The organism is Nocardioides campestrisoli (genome assembly GCF_013624435.2).
Classification (GTDB): Bacteria; Actinomycetota; Actinomycetes; order Propionibacteriales; family Nocardioidaceae; genus Nocardioides; species Nocardioides campestrisoli.
Genome location: NZ_CP061768.1, coordinates 3712009 through 3730303, shown reverse-complemented (window position 1 = coordinate 3730303; position 18295 = coordinate 3712009). Strand labels below are relative to the sequence as shown.

Here is an 18295-nt window from a genome sequence, read left to right as displayed (position 1 = left end):
CGTAGGCAGGGGGTGATTCGAGGGGTGGGACGGCGACCGTCCAAGCCCTACTCTCGAAGGTGGGGGGCGAGCACGCGGGGAGGTTCGCATGAGGGAAGACGCGCGACCACGTGGTGCCGATTCCCTGAGCGCCCGTTCCTCGCCCGCCGAGGCCCGCGAGCGCTACCGCTCGCTGTTCACCCACATCCCGCAGGCCGCCTTCGCGCTGGACCGGGAAGGGAGGCTGCAGGCAGCCAACCCGGAAGGCTGCCGGCGCGCCGGGTACACCGAGCCCGAGATGATCGGGATGTCCTTCCTGACCATGGTCGCCGAGGAGGACCACGAGCGTGCCCTCGCCGCCTTCCAGGAGGTGCTCGCCGGCCGCCCCCGCACGCTGGAGTGCCGTCTGCACCGCGCCGACGGGGAGCACGTGGACACCAGGCTCACCGTGATCCCGGTGGTCGTCGGCGGCGAGGTGACCGGGGTGCACGGGGTGGTCGACGACGTGACCGCGCGCAAGCAGGAGCTCCGCGACCTGGAGGAGGCCCGGCGGGTGGCCGTGGAGGCGAGCCTGGCCAAGTCGATCTTCCTCTCCAACGTCAGCCACGAGCTGCGCACGCCCCTGGCGGCGATGGTCGCGGCGCTGGAGATGCTGGAGGACGTCGACCTGCCGCCGCCGGGGGCGCCCCTGCTGGCCACCGCCCAGCGTGCCGGGGAGCGACTGCGGCGGCTCGTCGACGACGTGGTGGACTTCCACGCCCTGTCCAAGGCCGAGGCCAGGTCCGAGCCCGCTCCCTTCGACCCGCGGCAGGTGGTCGTGGCCGCGGTGGCCGCGGTCGCCCCGGCGGCTGAGGCGACCGGTCTGACGCTCGCCATCGAGGTGGCCGAGCCGGTGCCGGTCCGGCTGGTCGGCGACGCCCCGCGGTTCGCACAGGCGCTGGACATCCTGCTCGACAACGCGGTCAAGTTCACCGCGCGGGGCCGGGTGCGGGTGCGGGTGGGCGAGGTGCCCGCGACCGGCCGCAAGCACGGCCGGCACCGGAGCGACGACGCCAACGAGGGCCCGCTCTGCGTCCTGCGGGTCGAGGTGAGCGACACCGGCATCGGCGTGACCCCCGAGCAGCACTCGGTGCTCTTCGACCCCTTCGTGCAGGGCGACGGGTCGGTGACCCGCAGGTACGCCGGGACCGGGCTGGGCCTGGCCATCCTGCGCGAGCTGGTCGGGCTGATGGGGGGCACCTACGGACTCACCAGCACTCCGGGGGCCGGCACCACCGTGGAGCTGATCCTGCCGTTCCAGGCGGTGGCACCGGCCTAGCGTGCTGCCGCTCAGTCGTCGACGTGCTTGTCCAGGACCTCGAAGTCGGCATCGAGGTCGACCTCCCACTCGGTGCCGTCGTCGGCCCGGACCTCGACGGAGTAGCTGCCGGCGTCCTCGGCCTCGACGTCGGTCACGGTGCCGGAGCCGACCGCCTCCAGGGCCGCCTCCTCGGCGGAGGTGCGCTCGGTGTCGGTCAGCGCCCGGTCGTCGTCCCGGTCGTCCGTGTCGTCGTCCTGGTCCTGGCGGAGCACGGCGAGGTCCTCGTCCAGCTCGACGTCGAACTCGGAGCCGTCCTCGAGCCGGACCTCCACCTCGTAGGCGGTGCCCCGGTCGTCGCTGTGCTCGACCTCGGTCGCCGTGCCGCCCGCCGCCTTCTCCGCGGCAGCCGCCACCTGGTCACGCCGGTCGCCGGTCACGTGGTCGTCGGCACTGGCGCTGGTCGCCCAGAACGCCCCACCGGCGCCGAGGACGGCGACGGCCGCCAGGGTGGGGACGAGAACGCGTGCACGGGGGAGTCGAGGGGTCTTCATGGTCTTCCTTCCACAGGTCGTCCGGCGGCTCCGGACTGGGATGGCACCAGTCTGCGAACGCCTGCTGAATCTCACCTGAAGGCGGCTGAAGGCGCGTTCAGCGAGGCCGCTCAGTCGGCCGGGACGAGGAACGCCACGCCCAGCAGGTAGAGCCCGATCAGGACCGCGAAGACCGCGACCGTCACCAGCAGCGGCTTCCACGGGCCCTTGCGCGGGCCGTTGAGGGGCTGGTCCGTGGTGGGCAGAGTGCGCTTCTGGGCCTGCTCGTCAGGGGTGGCCACGTCTGTCTCTCCTCGGTCGGGATCGGTGTCGTGGCCTCCGGTACCCAGGCTCCGCCCGTTCCATCGCCGTCCGCGCTAGCCTGACCGGCGCTGTCGCCAGGGGGGCGAGGTGGAGCAGGGGGAGACGATGAGCCGGATCCTGACCAAGGTGTGCCTCGTGCTGGCGGTGGTCCTCACCGGCCTGGTCACCGTGGGAGCTGGACCGGCCGCGGCCGACGGCGGTTCGCCGGTGGGACGCTTCGACGAGCTCACGTCCAGCCTCCCAGGGACCATCAACGTCCGGGGGTGGGCATTCGACGAGTCCGCGCCGGCCGCCGTGATCCCGATCCACGTCTACGTGATCGCACCCGGCCACCAGGAGATCCACGTCATCCGCACGGGCAAGGCCCGGCCCGACGTCCAGGCGGTGCACGGGGTGGGCGCGAACAGCGGTTTCTCCGAGGCGATCTCGGTGCGCGCCCGGGGCCAGGTCGAGGTGCGTGTCTACGGCATCGACGTGCAGGCGCCGGGCGGCAACGTCCTCCTCGGCACGCGCTCGGTCTCCGTCGGGGACCCCGACCCGATCCTGCAGGTCGACTCGGTCGTGAGCAACGCCCACCAGACGGTGCAGGTCGAGGGGATCGCTTTCGACCCGTCCGAGTACCTCCGTCCCGTCCAGGTGCACGTGTACGTCGGGGGGCGTGCCGGCCAGCCGGGGGTGGAGGGGCCGTTCGTCACCCTGGCGGACAAGCAGAGGGAGCCCGTCATCACGGGAGGCTTCGCGCTGACGTTCCACACCCAGAACCTGTGGGCGGACCAGCCGGTGTACGTCTATGCGGTCAACCACGGGGAGGGCGTCGACACGGTGGTCGGCCCCACGATGGTCAACATCAAGCGCGACACCACGGCGCCCCCCGCGCCGAGCATCGTCCGGGGGCCCGGCGCCTCGGCGAGCGCGGGGACGGTGACGTTCGAGTTCACGGTCGACGAGCCGTCGCCCCGGTTCCAGTGCCGCTGGGACGAGCGGGGCTGGGAGTCGTGCGAGAGCCCGGTCAGCCGACCGCTCGAGGCGGGGGAGCACACGTTCGACGTGCGCGCCATCGACCTGGCCGGCCTGGTGGGGCCGTTCAACCGGCAGCGGTTCACTCTCACGGGCACCACCAGCGGCCAGCCCCCGGGGAACGGGGGACCCGGCGACGAGTCCGGTCCCGGGAAGCCGCGGGTGAAGGTGCGGGCGGTGGATCGTGGGTCGAAGCTGCAGGTGCGGGTCACCCCGGCCCGGAACGCGGTGAGCTACCGCTTCGTGGTCCAGCGCAAGGTGGGCTCGACGTGGCGTCGGGTGGCCAGGAGCGCGACCCGGGGCAAGGCCGAGAAGCGGGTCCTGGACCTGCGGCGGGGGCGCTACCGGGTGGTGCTCACGGCCCAGCACGGGCTGCCGGCGCAACGCAGCGCGACCGTGCGGCTGCGTCGCTAGGGGCGATCCGGCTGTGCCCGGCCCGCTCGGGGCAGGCATCCTTGGTGCCATGCGATTCACCGAGCACGAGCTCACCACCGCCTTGACCGCGGCGGCCAAGACGATGGTCGCGGCTCGGCGCAAGGACGTGCGCAAGGGCAAGGCCACGGTCGACGACGTGTGGGAGTCAATGGACCGCTACCAGCGCTACCAGCTGCTCGACGGGCTGGGCGACCAGCTCCTGCCGGTGCTGCTGGCACTGCCCGACGTGGAGGTCCCGGACGGGACGAGCCCGGCGTTCTCCGACGCCCAGGTGGTCGCCGCCGTGGAGGAGAGCCTCGGCGAGGCCGGCGGCCGGCTCAAGCGCAAGGTGCTGGTGGCCGGGCGGGCCGCCCTGGTCCGGGCCGCCCTGGACGCGCTGCCGCCCCGGTGGACGCCGCCGGAGTGACGGGTCAGCCGCGGACGCGGACCGCGACCAGCGCGACGTCGTCCTCGGACTGCGGTGGCAGCATCCGCTCGAGCAGCGAGTCCAGGAGGGCGCCGAGGTCCGGCGCCCGGGACGCCTCCTCGAGCAGCACCCCGCACAGCTCGTCGACCCCGTCGTCGAGGTCCTGCCCGCGGCGCTCCACCAGGCCGTCGGTGTAGAGCAGCAGCAACGCGCCCACCGGCAGGGTCGTGGTGTGGTCGTCGCGGGGGAAGTCGGCGTCCAGGCCCAGGAGCAGGTCCGGCGCCTCGGCGCTGAGCACCTCCACCCGGTACGAGCCGTCCGGCTGGGGCAGGACCACCAGCACCGGCGGGTGCCCGGCGTTGGACCAGGTGACCTTCAGCGGCGAGCCCGGCTCGCCCGTCTGGTCGAAGGCGGCGGCGACCACCGTCGCGGTGGTCTCCACCTGCAGGGCCTCCATGGCCAGGTCGACGCTGCCCAGCACCTCCCCGGGGGTTCCGGGGTGGGTCACGGCGATCCCGCGCAGCAGCCCGCGCACCTGGCCCATCGCGCCGGCCGCCTCGACGTCGTGCCCGACCACGTCGCCGATCACCACGACCAGGTCGCCGGACGGGCGCACGAACGCGTCGTACCAGTCGCCCCCGACCTGGGCGGCCTCGGCGGCGGGCGAGTAGCGCACGGCCACCTCGACCAGCTCCGAGCGCGGCGGGGCGGTGAGCAGGCTGCGCTGCAGGGCCTCGGCCATGTCGCGCTGGGCACCGTAGGCCCGGGCGTTGTCGAGGGCGAGCGCAGCCCGCCCGGCCAGGTCGTTGAGCATCTCGACGCTCTGGGTGGTGAACGGCCCGCGCTCCGCGCTCCGTCCCAGGGTGAGCAGGCCGGTGACCCGACCGCGGCGGATCATCGGCACGAAGAGGGCCTGCTCGGGGTCGAGCTCGCGGTAGCGGTCGACCGCCGGACCCGGCTCCATCCCGGCGACCACAGCGTTGCGGGCGTCGTGGGCCAGCAGGGTGGCCCGGCTGCGCAGGGCCCGCGCCTGGAAGGAGCTGTCCCGCAGGGCGGGGATCCGGACGGCGGCATAGGCCGCGAGGGTGTCGCGCTCGGCCGGGTCGTGGTGCCACCAGCCGAGGTCGCGCAGGTCGCGCCGCCAGTCGTGGCTGGAGAGGGGGTCGGGGCCGTCGGCGACGGTGACGATGCACCAGTCCGCGACCGAGGGCACCAGCAGCTTCGCCAGTGCCCCCACCCCCTTCTCGGTGTCCAGGGTGTCGGTGAGCGCGGCAGTGACCTCGGCCAGCAGCCGGGAGCGCTCGGCGCTGTGGGCCAGCTCGGCCTCGGTGCGGCGGCGCTCGGTGATGTCGAGGAAGTAGACCGACAGGCCGTCGGGCGAGGGCCAGGCCCGCACCTCGTACCAGCTGTCCAGCGGGGCGGGGTAGTACGCCTCGAACTGCTGGTGCTCGCCGCTCGTGATGGCGTGGCGGTACTGCCGCTCGAACTCGCTGCCGACGGTCTCGGGGAAGAGCTCCCAGACGACCTCGTCGACCAGGCGCGTGGTGACCGCGCCCAGGAGCCGCTCGGCCTCGGCGTTGACGAAGGTGAACCTCCAGTCGGTGTCGAGGTGGTAGAACGCCGCGGGCATCGACTCCAGGATCCGGGTGACCCGGGCCTCGCCGTCCTGCGCGGCGGTGGAGTCGAAGGCGGCGCCGACCAGACGGGCGGCCTTGCCGTCCTCCCCGACCAGGACGTTGCCGCGGGAGGTGACCCACCGGACCTCGCCGCCCGGCTGGACGATCCGGTAGTCGGTGGCGAAGAGCCCGCAGGTGGCGATCGCCTCGCTGAGCAGCTGGCCCACGCGCTCGCGGTCCTCGGGGTGGACCATCTCCTGGAACGCCTCGATGGTGCCGCCGAAGGAGCCGGCGTCGGTGCCGAACAGGTCCATCAGCCGGTCGTCCCACCGGAGGTCGCCGTTGCGCAGGTCCCAGTCCCAGGCCCCCACGCCGGCCGCGTCGACGGCCAGCTGCCAGACCAGGCGGTCGTCGTGCTGGCTGTTGGTCAGCGCGGCGACCCGCAGCTCGGCGGTCAGGGTCTCGGCCAGCTGCTCGAGCAGTGTCAGGTCCTCGGGCCGCCACTCGCGCGGCTCCCCGTCGATGACGCACAGGGCGCCGATCACCTGGCTGTCGGCGAGCAGCGGGGCGCCGAGGTAGGAGCCGACCTCCCCGGAGACCACCGCGGGCAGCGCGTTGACCCGGTCGTCACTGGCGGCGTCGGGCACCACGAGCGGTCCGCCGGCGTTGACGACCACGGCGCACAGGGCGTCGTCCTCGGGCCACTTCATCAGTGCCCGGTGCGCGCTCTTGCCCAGGCCGGCCATCACCGTGCGGACGTCGGGCAGCAGCGTCATCCGGGCCGAGGAGGCGCCGAGGAGACGGGCGGAGAGCTCGACGAGCCGGTCGACGCGGTGCGTCCCGGCCAGCGAGGAGGCGCCCAGCTCGCTCGACGAGGGCTCGGACGGGGTGTCCGCGGCGCTCGCAGGAGGCCCGCCAGTCGGTGACGACTGTGCGGGAGAGGTCTCAGAGATCACGCATTCCTCCGCTCGGCTGCGTCGAGTCTGACACGAAAGCCGTGCGGATGGGACTCTCTGGCCGGTCTGGACCCGGGCTACTCCGCCAGCCCGCCCTGGTGGTGGCGGTGCAGCAGCCGCCAGAAGCCGTAGGCCGCGGCCAGTGCCAGCACGACCACGATCACCCGCGAGGCGCTTCCGACGTACCCCTCGACCAGGTGCCACCGGGCGCCCAGCTGGTAGCCGGCGCCGACCAGCAGGGCGTTCCAGGCCAGCGAGCCGAGCGCGGTGTATCCGACGAAGGCGGGCAACGGCATCCGGTCGACGCCGGCGGGGATGGAGACCAGGCTGCGCACGCCGGGCACTACCCGGCCGACGAGCACCGCCGTGCGGCCGTGCCGGGCGAACCAGTCCAGCGAGCGCTCCACGTCGCGTCGGTGCAGCAGCGGCAGCCGGTCGGCCAGCACGCAGACCCGCTCGGCCCCCCAGACGGCCCCGGCCCAGTAGAGGAGCAGCGCCCCGACCACCGAGCCGACGGTGGCCCACACCACCGCGGCGACGACCGAGTAGTGGTCCAGGCTGGCGGTGTAGCCCGCCAGGGGCAGCACCACCTCCGAGGGGACCGGGGGGAACACGGTCTCCAGCGCGGTCGCCACCCCGACACCGGGCGCACCGACCGCGCGCATGATCTGGACCAACCAGTCGAGGACGACGTCCATGGCGGCCGACCCTAGCTAGGTGGGACAAGCCTGACGGAGTTGTGGAAGAGCCCGTGCCGAGGGTGCGATTTCGGTAGCCTTGCGCCTGTGCCGTCGCCCGTGTCCCCTTCCCGCGACGCGCCCCGGGACCGGCTTCCGGCCGACCGCTCGTCCGTGCTCCTGGTGGGGCCGACCCGGGCCGAGCGCTACGCCCTCGACGACCTCCCCGACCTGGTGGTCTGCGCGGCCGAGGACCTGGCTGCCGCCCTGGCCGACGACGCCGCCCCGGAGCTGGTGGTCCTCGGCTCCGGCGTCCCCGCCCCGCTGTCCCTGGTGCCGATGGTCCGGGACCGGCACGTCGGGGTGACGGTCCTGCTGCTCACCACCCCGATGACCGAGCCCGACCTGCGGCGCGACGTGGCCGCGCAGGGCCGCCCCGACGACCTGGTCCTGCTGGGCATCGACGAGCTGCGCCCTTCCGTCTTCGGGCGGGTGAGCGCGCGGGCCCCGCGGGGTCGCCACCCCCAGGTGCTGGCGACCCTGCCCCAGACCCTGACGGCGGGGACGAGCGCCGCGACCGCGGTGCAGCCGGCTCCCGCCGTCGACTTCGGTCCGCTGCTGGACCGTGCGCCGGTCGGGGTGGTGCTGAGCGGGAGCGACGGGCAGCTGCTCGGCTGGAACCGGAAGGCCTCCGTGCTGCTGGACCTCGCCCACCTGGTGGCCGGCGTCGAGGGACGCCTGTGCGACGTGCTGCCCCAGGCGGTGCCGCTGCTGCGCGCGCTCGACGCGGCCGGTCCCGAGGACGAGGCCCGGGAGCTGGGGCTGGTCGCGCCGACCACCGCGGGGCGGCACCTGGAGGTGACCGCGGTGCGGACCGAGGCGGTGCCGGACGGCATGCCCGGGGCGTCGGGGACCGCGGGCGCGGTGCTGCTGCTGCTGGTCGACGTGACCGAGCAGCGGCTGGCCGAGCGCGGTCGCGAGCGGCTCAGCCGCCAGGTCGACCTGCTGGGCCGGATCTCGGAGTCGTTGACCAGCACCCTGGAGATCGAGGAGGCGCTCTCCCGGCTCGCCGAGGTGCTGGTGCCCGAGTTCGCGGACTGGGTCTGCATCCAGCTGGGCGACGACATGGACGACCTGTCGCAGGTCACGGTCCTGCACCGCAACCCCGCCCTGGCGGGCACCGCCGCCAGGATGCGCGCGCGGCACCGCCTCTTCGCCTCAGAGGGAGCGCCCAGCCGCCGGGTCGCCTCCGGCGGGGGTCCGCTGCTGATGAACCGGCTCGACGAGCAGGACCTCTACCGCTCGGTCGCCGACGAGGAGCTGCGCGAGCTGGTCCGGCAGATGGGGGTGGGCAGCCTGCTCGCCGTCCCCCTGCCCGGGCGGGACGGCATCCTCGGCTCGATGGTCCTGGTGCGCGACGAGGCACGCAGCGAGTTCCGCCAGTCGCACCTCGCGGTCGCCGTCGAGGCCGGGCGGCGGGCCGGGTCGGCGCTGGACAACGCCCGCCTCTACCGCAGCCACCACGACCTGGCGACCGAGCTTCAGCGCAGCCTGCTGACCGCCCCGCCCCGGGTGGCGCACGGGCCGATCGCGGTCCGGTACGTGGCCGCGGCCCACGAGGCCCAGGTCGGCGGCGACTGGTACGACGCGTTCAGCCAGCCCGACGGCAGCACCGTGCTGGTGGTCGGCGACGTGATCGGCCACGACCGGCGCGCCGCCGCCGGGATGAGCCAGATCCGGGGCGTGCTGCGCGGCATCGCCTACACCACGGGGGAGGACCCGGCCCAGCTGCTGCTCCGGGCCGACCGGGCGATGGAGGGGCTGGCCATCCTTTCCATGGCGACCGCCGTGGTGGTCCGGCTGGAGCCGACCGTGGCGCCGGGCATCGGGGAGCGGCCCAGCGACCTGCGGCTCTCCTGGTCGTGCGCGGGCCACCCGCCGCCCATCCTGCTCACCCCGGAGGGCGAGGTCCGGCTGCTGGGCGCCGACGACGGCGAGCTTCCCACGCCGGACCTGCTCCTGGGCCTGGACCCGCAGGCGCCCCGCACCACCTCGCACGCCCTGGTGCCGGACGGCTCGACCCTGCTGCTCTACTCCGACGGCCTGGTCGAGCGCCGCGGGGAGGACCTGGACCACAGCATCTCCCGGCTGGCCGACGCCCTGGCCCTGGGTCCGGCGGCGGAGTCGCTGGAGCAGCTGTGCGACCGGGTGCTGGAGCAGCTGCTCCCGGTGGAGCCGGAGGACGACGTGGCGCTGGTCGCCGTACGCCTCGGCTCCGAGCTGTAGCCGGCCTGCTCCGCGTCCGGCAGGTGAACGGGTCGCTCCCCGTGTGAAGTCTTCGTGACATCACGGCGCGATCCCTGCACGCCGGGGGCGCGGCTGCCTAGGCTGGCGGCGAGGGGGAGGAGGACCGGATGCGCCGTACCGAGCTGCACCTGCACCACCCGGCCGAGCGCCCGATCGAGACCTCGGCCGTGCTCGAGGTCGGCGGGGTCCTGGACGCCGTGGGCGCCTACGACCTGCGCAGCTGCGTGGAGGAGGCGCTGCGCGCCCAGGCGCACGACCTGCTGCTGGACCTCTCCCGCGTGGTCACGGTCGACCTCGACGGCCTGGTCGCCCTGGACTGGTGCGTCGACCGGGCCGCCCAGGCCCGGGCCCGGGTCACCTGCGGTGCGTGCAGCCGCCCGGTGCGGGTGGCGCTGCGGGACCGCGGCACGCCCTGGGCCTCGGTCGTCTGAGGCCCCGGCGGCCGGGTGTGCTGCCCCGGGGCGATGGGTACGTGGCTGCGTTGGAACGTTCAACCCGCCTCGATCCTTAGGAGTCACTCGTGCAGGTCTGGCCTGGAACCGCGTACCCGCTGGGAGCGACGTACGACGGCAGCGGCACCAACTTCGCACTCTTCAGCGAGGTGGCCGATCGGGTGGAGCTCTGCCTGTTCGAGGTCGACGCCGACACCGGCGAGCGGCGCGAGACCCGGGTCGAGGTGACCGAGGTCGACGCGCACGTGTGGCACTGCTACCTGCCCGGTGTCCAGCCGGGCCAGCGCTACGGCTACCGCGTGCACGGGCCCTACGACCCGGCCCAGGGCCTGCGCTGCAACCCGAACAAGCTGCTGCTCGACCCCTACGCCAAGGCCACCGACGGCGACATCGTCTGGGACCAGTCGCTGTTCAGCTACCAGTTCGGCGACGAGGACAGCCGCAACGACGACGACTCCGCCGACCACATGACGCTGGGCGTGGTGATCAACCCGTTCTTCGACTGGGAGGGCGACCGCCGGCTCGCGGTGCCCTACTCGGAGTCGCTGATCTACGAGGCGCACGTCAAGGGGCTCACCGAGCTGCACCCCGACGTCCCCGAGGAGCTGCGCGGCACCTACGCCGGGGTGGCGCACCCGGCGATCACCGACCACCTCACCAAGCTGGGCGTCACCGCGATCGAGCTGATGCCGGTGCACCAGTTCGTCCAGGACTCCACCCTGCTCGACAAGGGCCTGCGCAACTACTGGGGCTACAACACCCTGGGCTTCTTCGCCCCGCACGCCGACTACGCGGCCACCCGCGACGTCGGGCAGCAGGTGCAGGAGTTCAAGGGGATGGTCAAGGCGCTGCACGCCGCGGGCATCGAGGTCATCCTCGACGTGGTCTACAACCACACCGCGGAGGGCAACCACCTCGGGCCGACGCTGAGCATGCGCGGCATCGACAACGCGGCGTACTACCACCTGGTGTCCGACGACAAGAAGTACTACATGGACTACACCGGCACCGGGAACTCGCTCAACGCCGGCCACCCGCACTCGCTCCAGCTGATCATGGACTCGCTGCGCTACTGGGTCACCGAGATGCACGTCGACGGCTTCCGCTTCGACCTCGCCTCGGCGCTGGCCCGGGAGTTCTACGACGTCGACCGGCTGGCCACCTTCTTCGAGCTCGTGCAGCAGGACCCGGTGGTCAGCCAGGTCAAGCTGATCGCCGAGCCCTGGGACGTCGGCCCCGGCGGCTACCAGGTGGGCAACTTCCCGCCGCAGTGGACCGAGTGGAACGGCAAGTACCGCGACACGGTGCGCGACTTCTGGCGCGGCGAGCCCACGCTGGGCGAGTTCGCCAGCCGGCTCGCTGGCTCCTCCGACCTCTACGAGACCTCGGGCCGCCGGCCGTTCGCCAGCATCAACTTCGTCACCGCCCACGACGGCTTCACCCTGCGCGACCTGGTCTCCTACAACGAGAAGCACAACGAGGCCAACGGCGAGGACAACAACGACGGGGAGAGCCACAACCGCTCGCAGAACTTCGGCGTCGAGGGGCCGACCGACGACATCGAGGTGCTGGCGATGCGGGCCCGGGCGCAGCGCAACCTGATCACCACCCTGCTGCTCAGCCAGGGGGTGCCGATGATCCTGCACGGCGACGAGATCGGCCGCAGCCAGGACGGCAACAACAACACCTACGCCCAGGACTCCGAGATCTCCTGGGTGCACTGGGACCGGGCCGACTGGCCGCTGGCCGAGTTCACCGCGGCGGTGGCCCGGCTGCGCGCCGAGCACCCGACGTTCCGGCGCAAGCGGTTCTTCACCGGCGACACGGTGCGCACCGACGAGGACAGCCGGCTCAACGACATCGTCTGGCTGCACCCCTCGGGCGAGCCGATGGCCGACGGCGACTGGGAGGCCGACGGCGCCTGTGCGATCGGGATGTACCTCAACGGCCGCGGGATCCCGGGCAAGGACGCCACCGGCAACCCGCTGGTCGACAAGCACTTCCTGCTCTACTTCAACGCCGGCGAGGAGCCCGTGGAGACGGTGCTGCCCTCGCCGGAGTACGCGGAGGAGTGGGAGGTGGTGATCGACACCGCCGCGGCCCGGCTCGAGACCGAACCGCTGCCGGCCTCGGCGAAGACCACCCTGGAGGGCCGCAGCGTGCTGGTGCTGCGGGAGTTCACCGAGCCCGAGCCCGAGGCCGACACCTCGGTGGCCGCCTCGCTGGTGGCCCTGGCGGAGCCGGGTGCCGCCTCATGACCGCGCGGCGGCTGCCTCGCAGCACCTACCGGCTGCAGATCACCGAGGAGTTCGACCTGCTGGAGGCCGCGCGCACGCTGCGGTACCTGCACGAGCTCGGCGCCGACTGGGTCTACCTCTCCCCGCTGCTCTCCTCCGAGACCGGCAGCAGCCACGGGTACGACGTGGCCGACCACCGGGCGATCGACCCGTCCCGCGGCCGGGCCTCCGGGTTGGCCGCGCTGGCAGCGGAGGCGCAGCGGCTGGGGATGGGCGTGCTGGTCGACATCGTGCCCAACCACGTGGGCATCGCCGCCCCGTGGCAGAACGAGTGGTGGTGGCACGTGCTCACCCACGGCGCGCAGTCGCCGTACGCGGGGGCCTTCGACATCGACTGGGAGGCCGGCGGCGGCCGGCTGCGGATCCCGGTGGTCGGCGACGACGACCTCGAGGAGGTCGACGGGGTGACCCGGATCCGCAACCTGCGGGTGGAGGCCGGCGAGCTGCACTACCACGACCACCGGTTCCCGCTGGCGCCCGAGAGCGTGCCCGGTCTCGACCCGTACGACGCCGATCCGGACGAGGTGCACGCCCGCCAGCACTACGAGCTGGTCAGCTGGCGGCGCGCCGACACGGACCTGAACTACCGGCGCTTCTTCGCGGTCAACACCCTGGCCGCGATCCGGGTCGAGGAACCGGAGTGGTTCGAACAGTCGCACGCCGAGATCCGCCGCTGGTTCGACGAGGGGCTGGTCCAGGGGCTGCGGGTCGACCACCCCGACGGGCTGCGCGAGCCGGCGAAGTACCTCCAGGACCTCGCCGCGCTGACCGGCGACGGCTACGTGCTGGTGGAGAAGATCCTCGAGCCCGGCGAGCAGCTGCCGACCTCGTGGACCACCGACGGGACGACCGGCTACGACGTGCTCGCGCTGGTCGACCGGGTCTTCGTCGACCCGGCCGGCGAGAAGCCGCTGGACGCGCTGGAGACCCGGCTGCGTGGCGGCGAGGTCGACTGGGCGCAGATGGTGCACGACTCCAAGCGGGTGGTCGCCGACGGGATCCTCCAGTCGGAGGTCCGCCGGATCGCGCGCGAGGTCGCGCACGTGCTCGGCGACGACTCCCCCTCGCCGGCCGAGCTGGGCGACGCCGTCGCCGAGCTGCTGGCCTGCTTCGAGGTCTACCGCTCCTACCTGCCCGAGGGCCACGAGCACCTGGACCGCGCGGTGGCGGCTGCCCGGCACCACCGGCCCGACCTGGCCCCGGTGCTCGACGTGCTCGCGCCGGTGCTCGCCGACGGCGCCGCGGACCCGGCGCTCCGGTTCCAGCAGACCAGCGGGATGGTGATGGCCAAGGGGGTCGAGGACACCGCCTTCTACCGCTGGGCGCGGCTGACCTCGCTCAACGAGGTGGGCGCCGACCCGTCGGTCTTCGCGGTCTCCCCGGACGAGCTGCACGCGGCGATGGCGGACCGGCAGGCGCACTGGCCGCACGCGATGACCGCCGCCTCCACCCACGACACCAAGCGCGGGGAGGACACCCGCGCCCGGATCAGCGTGATCGCCGAGGTCCCCGAGCTGTGGGAGCGCGCCCTGGACCGGCTGCTGGCGCTGGTGCCGGTGCCCGACCCCGGGTTCGCCAACCTGCTCTGGCAGGCCGTGGTCGGCGCCTGGCCCGCGAGCCGGGAGCGGCTGCACGGGTACGCCGAGAAGGCGATGCGCGAGGCAGGCCAGCGGACCACCTGGACCGCCCCCGACGAGGAGTTCGAGGCGGCGGTGCACCGGTGCGTGGACGCTGCCTTCGACGACCCCGAGGTGCTCGCCGTGGTGACCGAGGTGGTCGACGCGCTGGCCGCGGCCGGCTGGGTCAACTCGCTCGGCGCCAAGCTCGTCGGTCTCACCGTGCCCGGCGTGCCGGACGTCTACCAGGGCAGCGAGCTGTGGGAGCAGAGCCTGGTCGACCCGGACAACCGCCGCCCGGTCAGCTTCGAGCACCGGGCCGACCTGCTGAGCCAGCTCCGGCTGGGGGAGCGGCCGCACGTGCACGCGCACGCCGACGACGACGGCGCCGCCAAGCTCCTGGTCACCCACCTGGCGCTGACCGCCCGGCGCGACCACCCCGAGTGGTTCACCGGCTACCGGCCGCTGTCGGCGCACGGGCCGGCCGCCGATCACGTGCTGGCCTTCGCCCGCACCGACGAGGGGCAGGGTGCGGTCACGGTCGCCACCCGGCTGCCGGTGGGACTGCTCCGGGCCGGGGGCTGGCGCGAGACCACCCTGGCGCTGCCGCCCGGGCAGTACGTCGACCTGCTCACCGACCGCCGGGTCCGCCCCGACAGCGAGGGGCTGGTCGAGGTCGACCACCTGCTGGCCGACTACCCGGTCGCCCTGCTGGTCCCCGACACCGACCCGGGCCGACGCGGCCGGTTCGACGTGTGGGCGCCCAAGGCCGAGTCGCTCGAGCTGGTCGTGGGCCAGGAGCCCGCGCAGCGCGTGGTCGAGATGGAGCGGGGAGCCGACGACTGGTGGCACCCGGTCGGTCCCGAGCCGCTGGGCGAGGTCGACTACGGCTACCGGGTCGACGGCGGCGACCAGGTCGTCTTCGACCCGCGGGCCCGGCGGCTGCCCGACGGGGTGCACGGGCTGGCGCGTACCGACGACCCTGCGGCACACGAGTGGACCGACGCCGGCTGGACCGGGCGCCAGCTGGCCGGGTCGGTGATCTACGAGCTGCACGTCGGCACGTTCACCCCCGAGGGCACCCTGGACGCTGCGATCACCCGGCTGGACCACCTCAAGGAGATCGGCGTCGACCTGGTCGAGCTGCTCCCGGTCAACGGCTTCAACGGCGCCCACAACTGGGGCTACGACGGGGTCGCCTGGTTCACCGTGCACGAGGCGTACGGCGGCCCCGCGGCGTACCGACGGTTCGTCGACGCCTGCCACGCGGCCGGCCTGGGCGTGATCCAGGACGTCGTCTACAACCACCTGGGCCCGTCGGGGAACTGGCTGCCGAAGTTCGGGCCCTACCTGGCCGAGGGGCGCAACACCTGGGGCGACTACGTCAACCTCGCCGAGCCCGAGGTGCGCGCCTACGTCCTCGACAACGTGCGGATGTGGCTGGAGGACTTCCACGTCGACGGGCTGCGGCTCGACGCCGTGCACGCGCTGCGCGACGAGTCGCCGACCCACGTGCTGGAGGAGATGGCGGTGCTCGCGGGCCGGCTCTCCGCCCAGCAGCGGCGTCCGCTGACCCTGATCGCGGAGTCGGACCTCAACGACCCGACGCTGATCACCCCGCGCGAGGCCGGGGGCTACGGACTCGACGGGCAGTGGAGCGACGACTTCCACCACGCGGTGCACGTCGCGCTGACCGGGGAGACGTCCGGCTACTACGCCGACTTCGCCCCGCTGGCCGCGCTGGCGAAGGTCTGCGAGAAGGGCTTCTTCCACGACGGCACCTGGTCCTCGTTCCGGGACCGGGAGCACGGCAGGCCGCTCGACGTCGAGCACATGCCCGGGTGGCGGCTCGTGGTCTGCAACCAGAACCACGACCAGATCGGCAACCGGGCCGCGGGCGACCGGCTGACCGCGCACCTCGACGACGACCAGCTGGCGGTCGCGGCGCTGCTCACGCTGGCCGGGCCGTTCACCCCGATGCTCTTCCAGGGGGAGGAGTGGGCGGCCTCGACGCCGTTCGCGTTCTTCACCTCCCACCCGGAGACCGAGCTGGGGCGGATCGTCTCCGAGGGGCGGGTCAAGGAGTTCGAGCGGATGGACTGGGACGTCTCGACCGTGCCCGACCCGCAGGACCCGCAGACCTTCCTCTCCTCCACGCTCGACTGGGCCGAGGCCGAGGGTGGTCGGCACGCGGTGCTGCTGGAGGTCTACCGATCGCTGGCCGCACTGCGGCGCGAGCTGCCGCAGCTCACCGACCCGGACATGCTCCGCACCTCGTGCGAGTACGACGAGGACGCGCGCTGGTTCGTGATGCACCGGGGAGAAGTGGCGGTCGCGGTGAACTTCTCCGACGAGCCGGTGACCGTCGACCTGGGCAGCGACCACGTCGTCCGTTGGGCGACCCCGGCCGGCGCCACGCTGGTGCCGGGCGGGGTGGAGCTGCCCGCGCACGCGGGAGCGGTGCTGCTGCCGCTGGACTGACCCGCTCACCAGGTCGACTGCTGCACCTCCGGCAGGTACGCCGGCTCCAGCATGTCCCCGGCGACCGGCTCGGTCAGCCGCTCGACCGCGCCGTCCCGATCGAACCGGACGAGCTGCCACGCGCCGCCCTGGAACACGGAGGCGACCAGGTGCTCCTCGTCCTCCCACTCGGCGTAGGCCACCTGGCCCATCTCCGCGGTCGTGGCGCTCCGCTGCCACCGCACCGACCCGGTCGTCAGGTCGTAGACGGCCACCGTCGGGTGGTAGCCGCCGTTCTCCGTGCCCCAGGCCAGCAGCGAGGTGGCGTCGGGGGAGAAGGTGGCGAAGACGTGCTCGCAGGTCTCGACCAGCACCGACGTCTCCGCCGCCCCGGGGCCCTTGCCGTAGACCTCCGAGCAGGCAGTGCCTTCGCCGAGGCGCCGGATGCCGGCGGTCCAGGTGGTCCAGGACGTCTCCTGCGGGTCGCCGAGGGAGATGGAGTCCGAGTGCCGGAAGAACTCCTCGGTCGTCCCCTCGACGGGGAGCACCTCCTGTCCGGTGACCAGGAAGCCGGGGCCGGGCACGCCGGACGTCCCGACCCGGACCACGCAGCCCGACTCCTGCCCGCCCGGCTCGGGGGTGGCGAAGCAGTCGCGGCCGGCTAGGTCGGTGACCGTCAACCGGGTGGCCCCGTCGACCTGCGCGAGCACCCGGGGCTCCTCGACCCGCGCGGCGAGCACCATCACCTCGCCGTCGGGGTCGGCCCACGCGACCTGGGTGTGGGTGTCGTCGACCGCGAAGCCCTGGACCGTCCGGTGCGCCTGGCGCGTGGTGCCGCCGGAGTCGGTGACCTCGACGTACCCGACGCCCTCGTCGTCGCGGGTCAGCACGACGTACCGGCCGTCCGCGAGCGCGGTGTGGTGGACCGGCTCGTGCTGGAGCTCGAGCAGCGTCTCGTTGCCGTCCCGTTCCACCACCACCGGTATCTCGCCGGTCAGGTCGAGATAGCCGATGCTCGGCGCCGGACCGCTGGGCAGGTCCCGGAAGTCCAGGGTGGTGTCGCCCGGCAGTGCGTGCTCGGGGGTGGGCGCCGGGGCCGGCGTGGGCCGGGGAGCCACCGGTGCCTCCGAGCCCCGGTCGAAGGCGGGCGCCACCGCCAGCGTGGCCGGCACCAGCACGGCCGCGACCGCGGCGGCGAGGCCGACGGCCGTCGCGCGACGGCGCCGTACGATCCGCCGGGCCCGGCCCTTGACCCCCGCCAGGTCCAGCGGGGTGCGCGCGCCGCCGCTGTCGGCGTGCCGGTGCAGGGCGTCCTGCAGCTGCTGCTCGAGGGTGTTCATCGGCCCTCCTCCTGCCTGTCGAGGTGCCTGTCGAGCTGGTGGTCGAGTGCGGTCGGACGGCTGGCGGCACGCTCGCGCAGGGTGGCGAGCGCCCGGCTCGCTTGCGACTTGACCGTCCCCGTGCTGATCCCGAGCGTCGCGGCGATCTCGGCCTCGGAGAGCTCCTCGTAGTAGCGCAGCACGACCACCGCCCGCTGGCGGGGCGGCAGCGACTGCACGAGCCGCCACAGCCCGGCGCCCGCTCCGTCGTCGTACTCGTCGAGGACCGCGGTCTCGGGCAGCCGGTCCGAGCTGCGCTCCAGCCGCTTCCACGCGCGACGCCACAGCGAGTGGTGCTCGTTGACCACGATCCGGCGGACGTAGCCGTCCAGCGACTCGCGGTCGCGGACCTTGTCCCAGGACAGGTAGAGCTTGGCGAAGGCGGTCTGCACCAGGTCCTCCGCACCCGCCCGGTCCCCGGTCAGCAGGTAGGCCGTGCGCAGCAGCGAGGCCTGTCTCCCTGCCATGTACGACGAGAAGTCCTCGTCCACCGCATCCTCCGTGGCATACATCGTGCCGCCCTCTGGCTTGGCGATCCTCGCAG

The 18295-nt window shown here is 73.4% G+C and carries 13 protein-coding genes; 7 read left to right on the top strand and 6 right to left on the bottom strand.

All coding sequences use genetic code 11. The annotated features are described in order from the left end of the window. The first annotated feature begins 88 nt into the window (after positions 1-88). Positions 89-1297 carry a PAS domain-containing sensor histidine kinase gene (locus H8838_RS17605; RefSeq protein ID WP_181311937.1) on the top strand — a complete coding sequence of 403 codons (1209 nt, stop codon included), beginning with the start codon at positions 89-91 and terminating at the stop codon, positions 1295-1297. 11 nt (positions 1298-1308) lie between these two features. On the opposite strand, the gene H8838_RS17600 is transcribed toward H8838_RS17605, so the two are convergent. After that, complete coding sequence (locus H8838_RS17600) at positions 1309-1830, bottom strand: PepSY domain-containing protein (RefSeq protein WP_185994463.1); 522 nt, start codon at positions 1828-1830, stop codon at positions 1309-1311. 110 nt (positions 1831-1940) lie between these two features. Further along, positions 1941-2111 carry a hypothetical protein gene (locus tag H8838_RS17595; protein WP_181311935.1) on the bottom strand — a complete coding sequence of 57 codons (171 nt, stop codon included), beginning with the start codon at positions 2109-2111 and terminating at the stop codon, positions 1941-1943. A 127-nt stretch (positions 2112-2238) separates the two neighbouring features. Here H8838_RS17595 and H8838_RS17590 point away from each other — a divergent pair, with 127 nt between their 5' ends. Both H8838_RS17590 and H8838_RS17585 read left to right on the top strand, forming a co-directional pair. Continuing rightward, the gene (locus H8838_RS17590) at positions 2239-3564 is read left to right on the top strand and encodes a hypothetical protein (protein WP_185994464.1); all 1326 of its coding nucleotides are present in this window, start codon (positions 2239-2241) and stop codon (positions 3562-3564) included. Between the two features lie 49 nt (positions 3565-3613). Beyond that, positions 3614-3991 carry a hypothetical protein gene (locus tag H8838_RS17585; protein ID WP_181311933.1) on the top strand — a complete coding sequence of 126 codons (378 nt, stop codon included), beginning with the start codon at positions 3614-3616 and terminating at the stop codon, positions 3989-3991. 4 nt (positions 3992-3995) lie between these two features. Here H8838_RS17585 and H8838_RS17580 read toward each other — a convergent pair whose 3' ends face one another. Together H8838_RS17580 and H8838_RS17575 are read right to left on the bottom strand one after the other, a co-directional pair. Further along, positions 3996-6563 carry a SpoIIE family protein phosphatase gene (locus H8838_RS17580; RefSeq protein ID WP_185994465.1) on the bottom strand — a complete coding sequence of 856 codons (2568 nt, stop codon included), beginning with the start codon at positions 6561-6563 and terminating at the stop codon, positions 3996-3998. Positions 6564-6640: 77 nt separating this feature from the next. Continuing rightward, a complete protein-coding gene (locus H8838_RS17575; RefSeq protein ID WP_185994466.1) occupies positions 6641-7261 on the bottom strand; it encodes a DedA family protein in 621 nt (206 codons plus the stop codon). Positions 7262-7348: 87 nt separating this feature from the next. Between H8838_RS17575 and H8838_RS17570 the strand changes: the two genes are divergently transcribed. The 4 genes from H8838_RS17570 (at position 7349) to treY (ending at position 16393) form a co-directional block, all read left to right on the top strand. Next, positions 7349-9526, top strand: a complete 2178-nt coding sequence (locus tag H8838_RS17570; RefSeq protein WP_185994467.1) for a SpoIIE family protein phosphatase — start codon at positions 7349-7351, stop codon at positions 9524-9526. Between the two features lie 128 nt (positions 9527-9654). Beyond that, positions 9655-9978, top strand: a complete 324-nt coding sequence (locus H8838_RS17565; protein ID WP_181311929.1) for an STAS domain-containing protein — start codon at positions 9655-9657, stop codon at positions 9976-9978. 89 nt (positions 9979-10067) lie between these two features. Then, positions 10068-12257 (top strand): glycogen debranching protein GlgX, encoded by a 2190-nt coding sequence (gene glgX / locus H8838_RS17560; protein ID WP_185994468.1) that lies wholly within the window; start codon positions 10068-10070, stop codon positions 12255-12257. Then, on the top strand, positions 12254-16393 hold the full coding sequence (gene treY, locus H8838_RS20100) for a malto-oligosyltrehalose synthase (RefSeq protein ID WP_224766230.1): 4140 nt from the start codon (positions 12254-12256) through the stop codon (positions 16391-16393). The genes glgX and treY overlap by 4 nt, the downstream gene beginning before the upstream one ends. Before the next feature lie 5 nt (positions 16394-16398). On the opposite strand, the gene H8838_RS17545 is transcribed toward treY, so the two are convergent. Both H8838_RS17545 and H8838_RS17540 read right to left on the bottom strand, forming a co-directional pair. Further along, positions 16399-17712 (bottom strand): hypothetical protein, encoded by a 1314-nt coding sequence (locus tag H8838_RS17545; RefSeq protein WP_185994469.1) that lies wholly within the window; start codon positions 17710-17712, stop codon positions 16399-16401. Then, on the bottom strand, positions 17709-18263 hold the full coding sequence (locus H8838_RS17540; protein ID WP_181311926.1) for a SigE family RNA polymerase sigma factor: 555 nt from the start codon (positions 18261-18263) through the stop codon (positions 17709-17711). Before H8838_RS17540 ends, H8838_RS17545 begins: the two co-directional genes overlap by 4 nt. Positions 18264-18295: the final 32 nt, after the last annotated feature.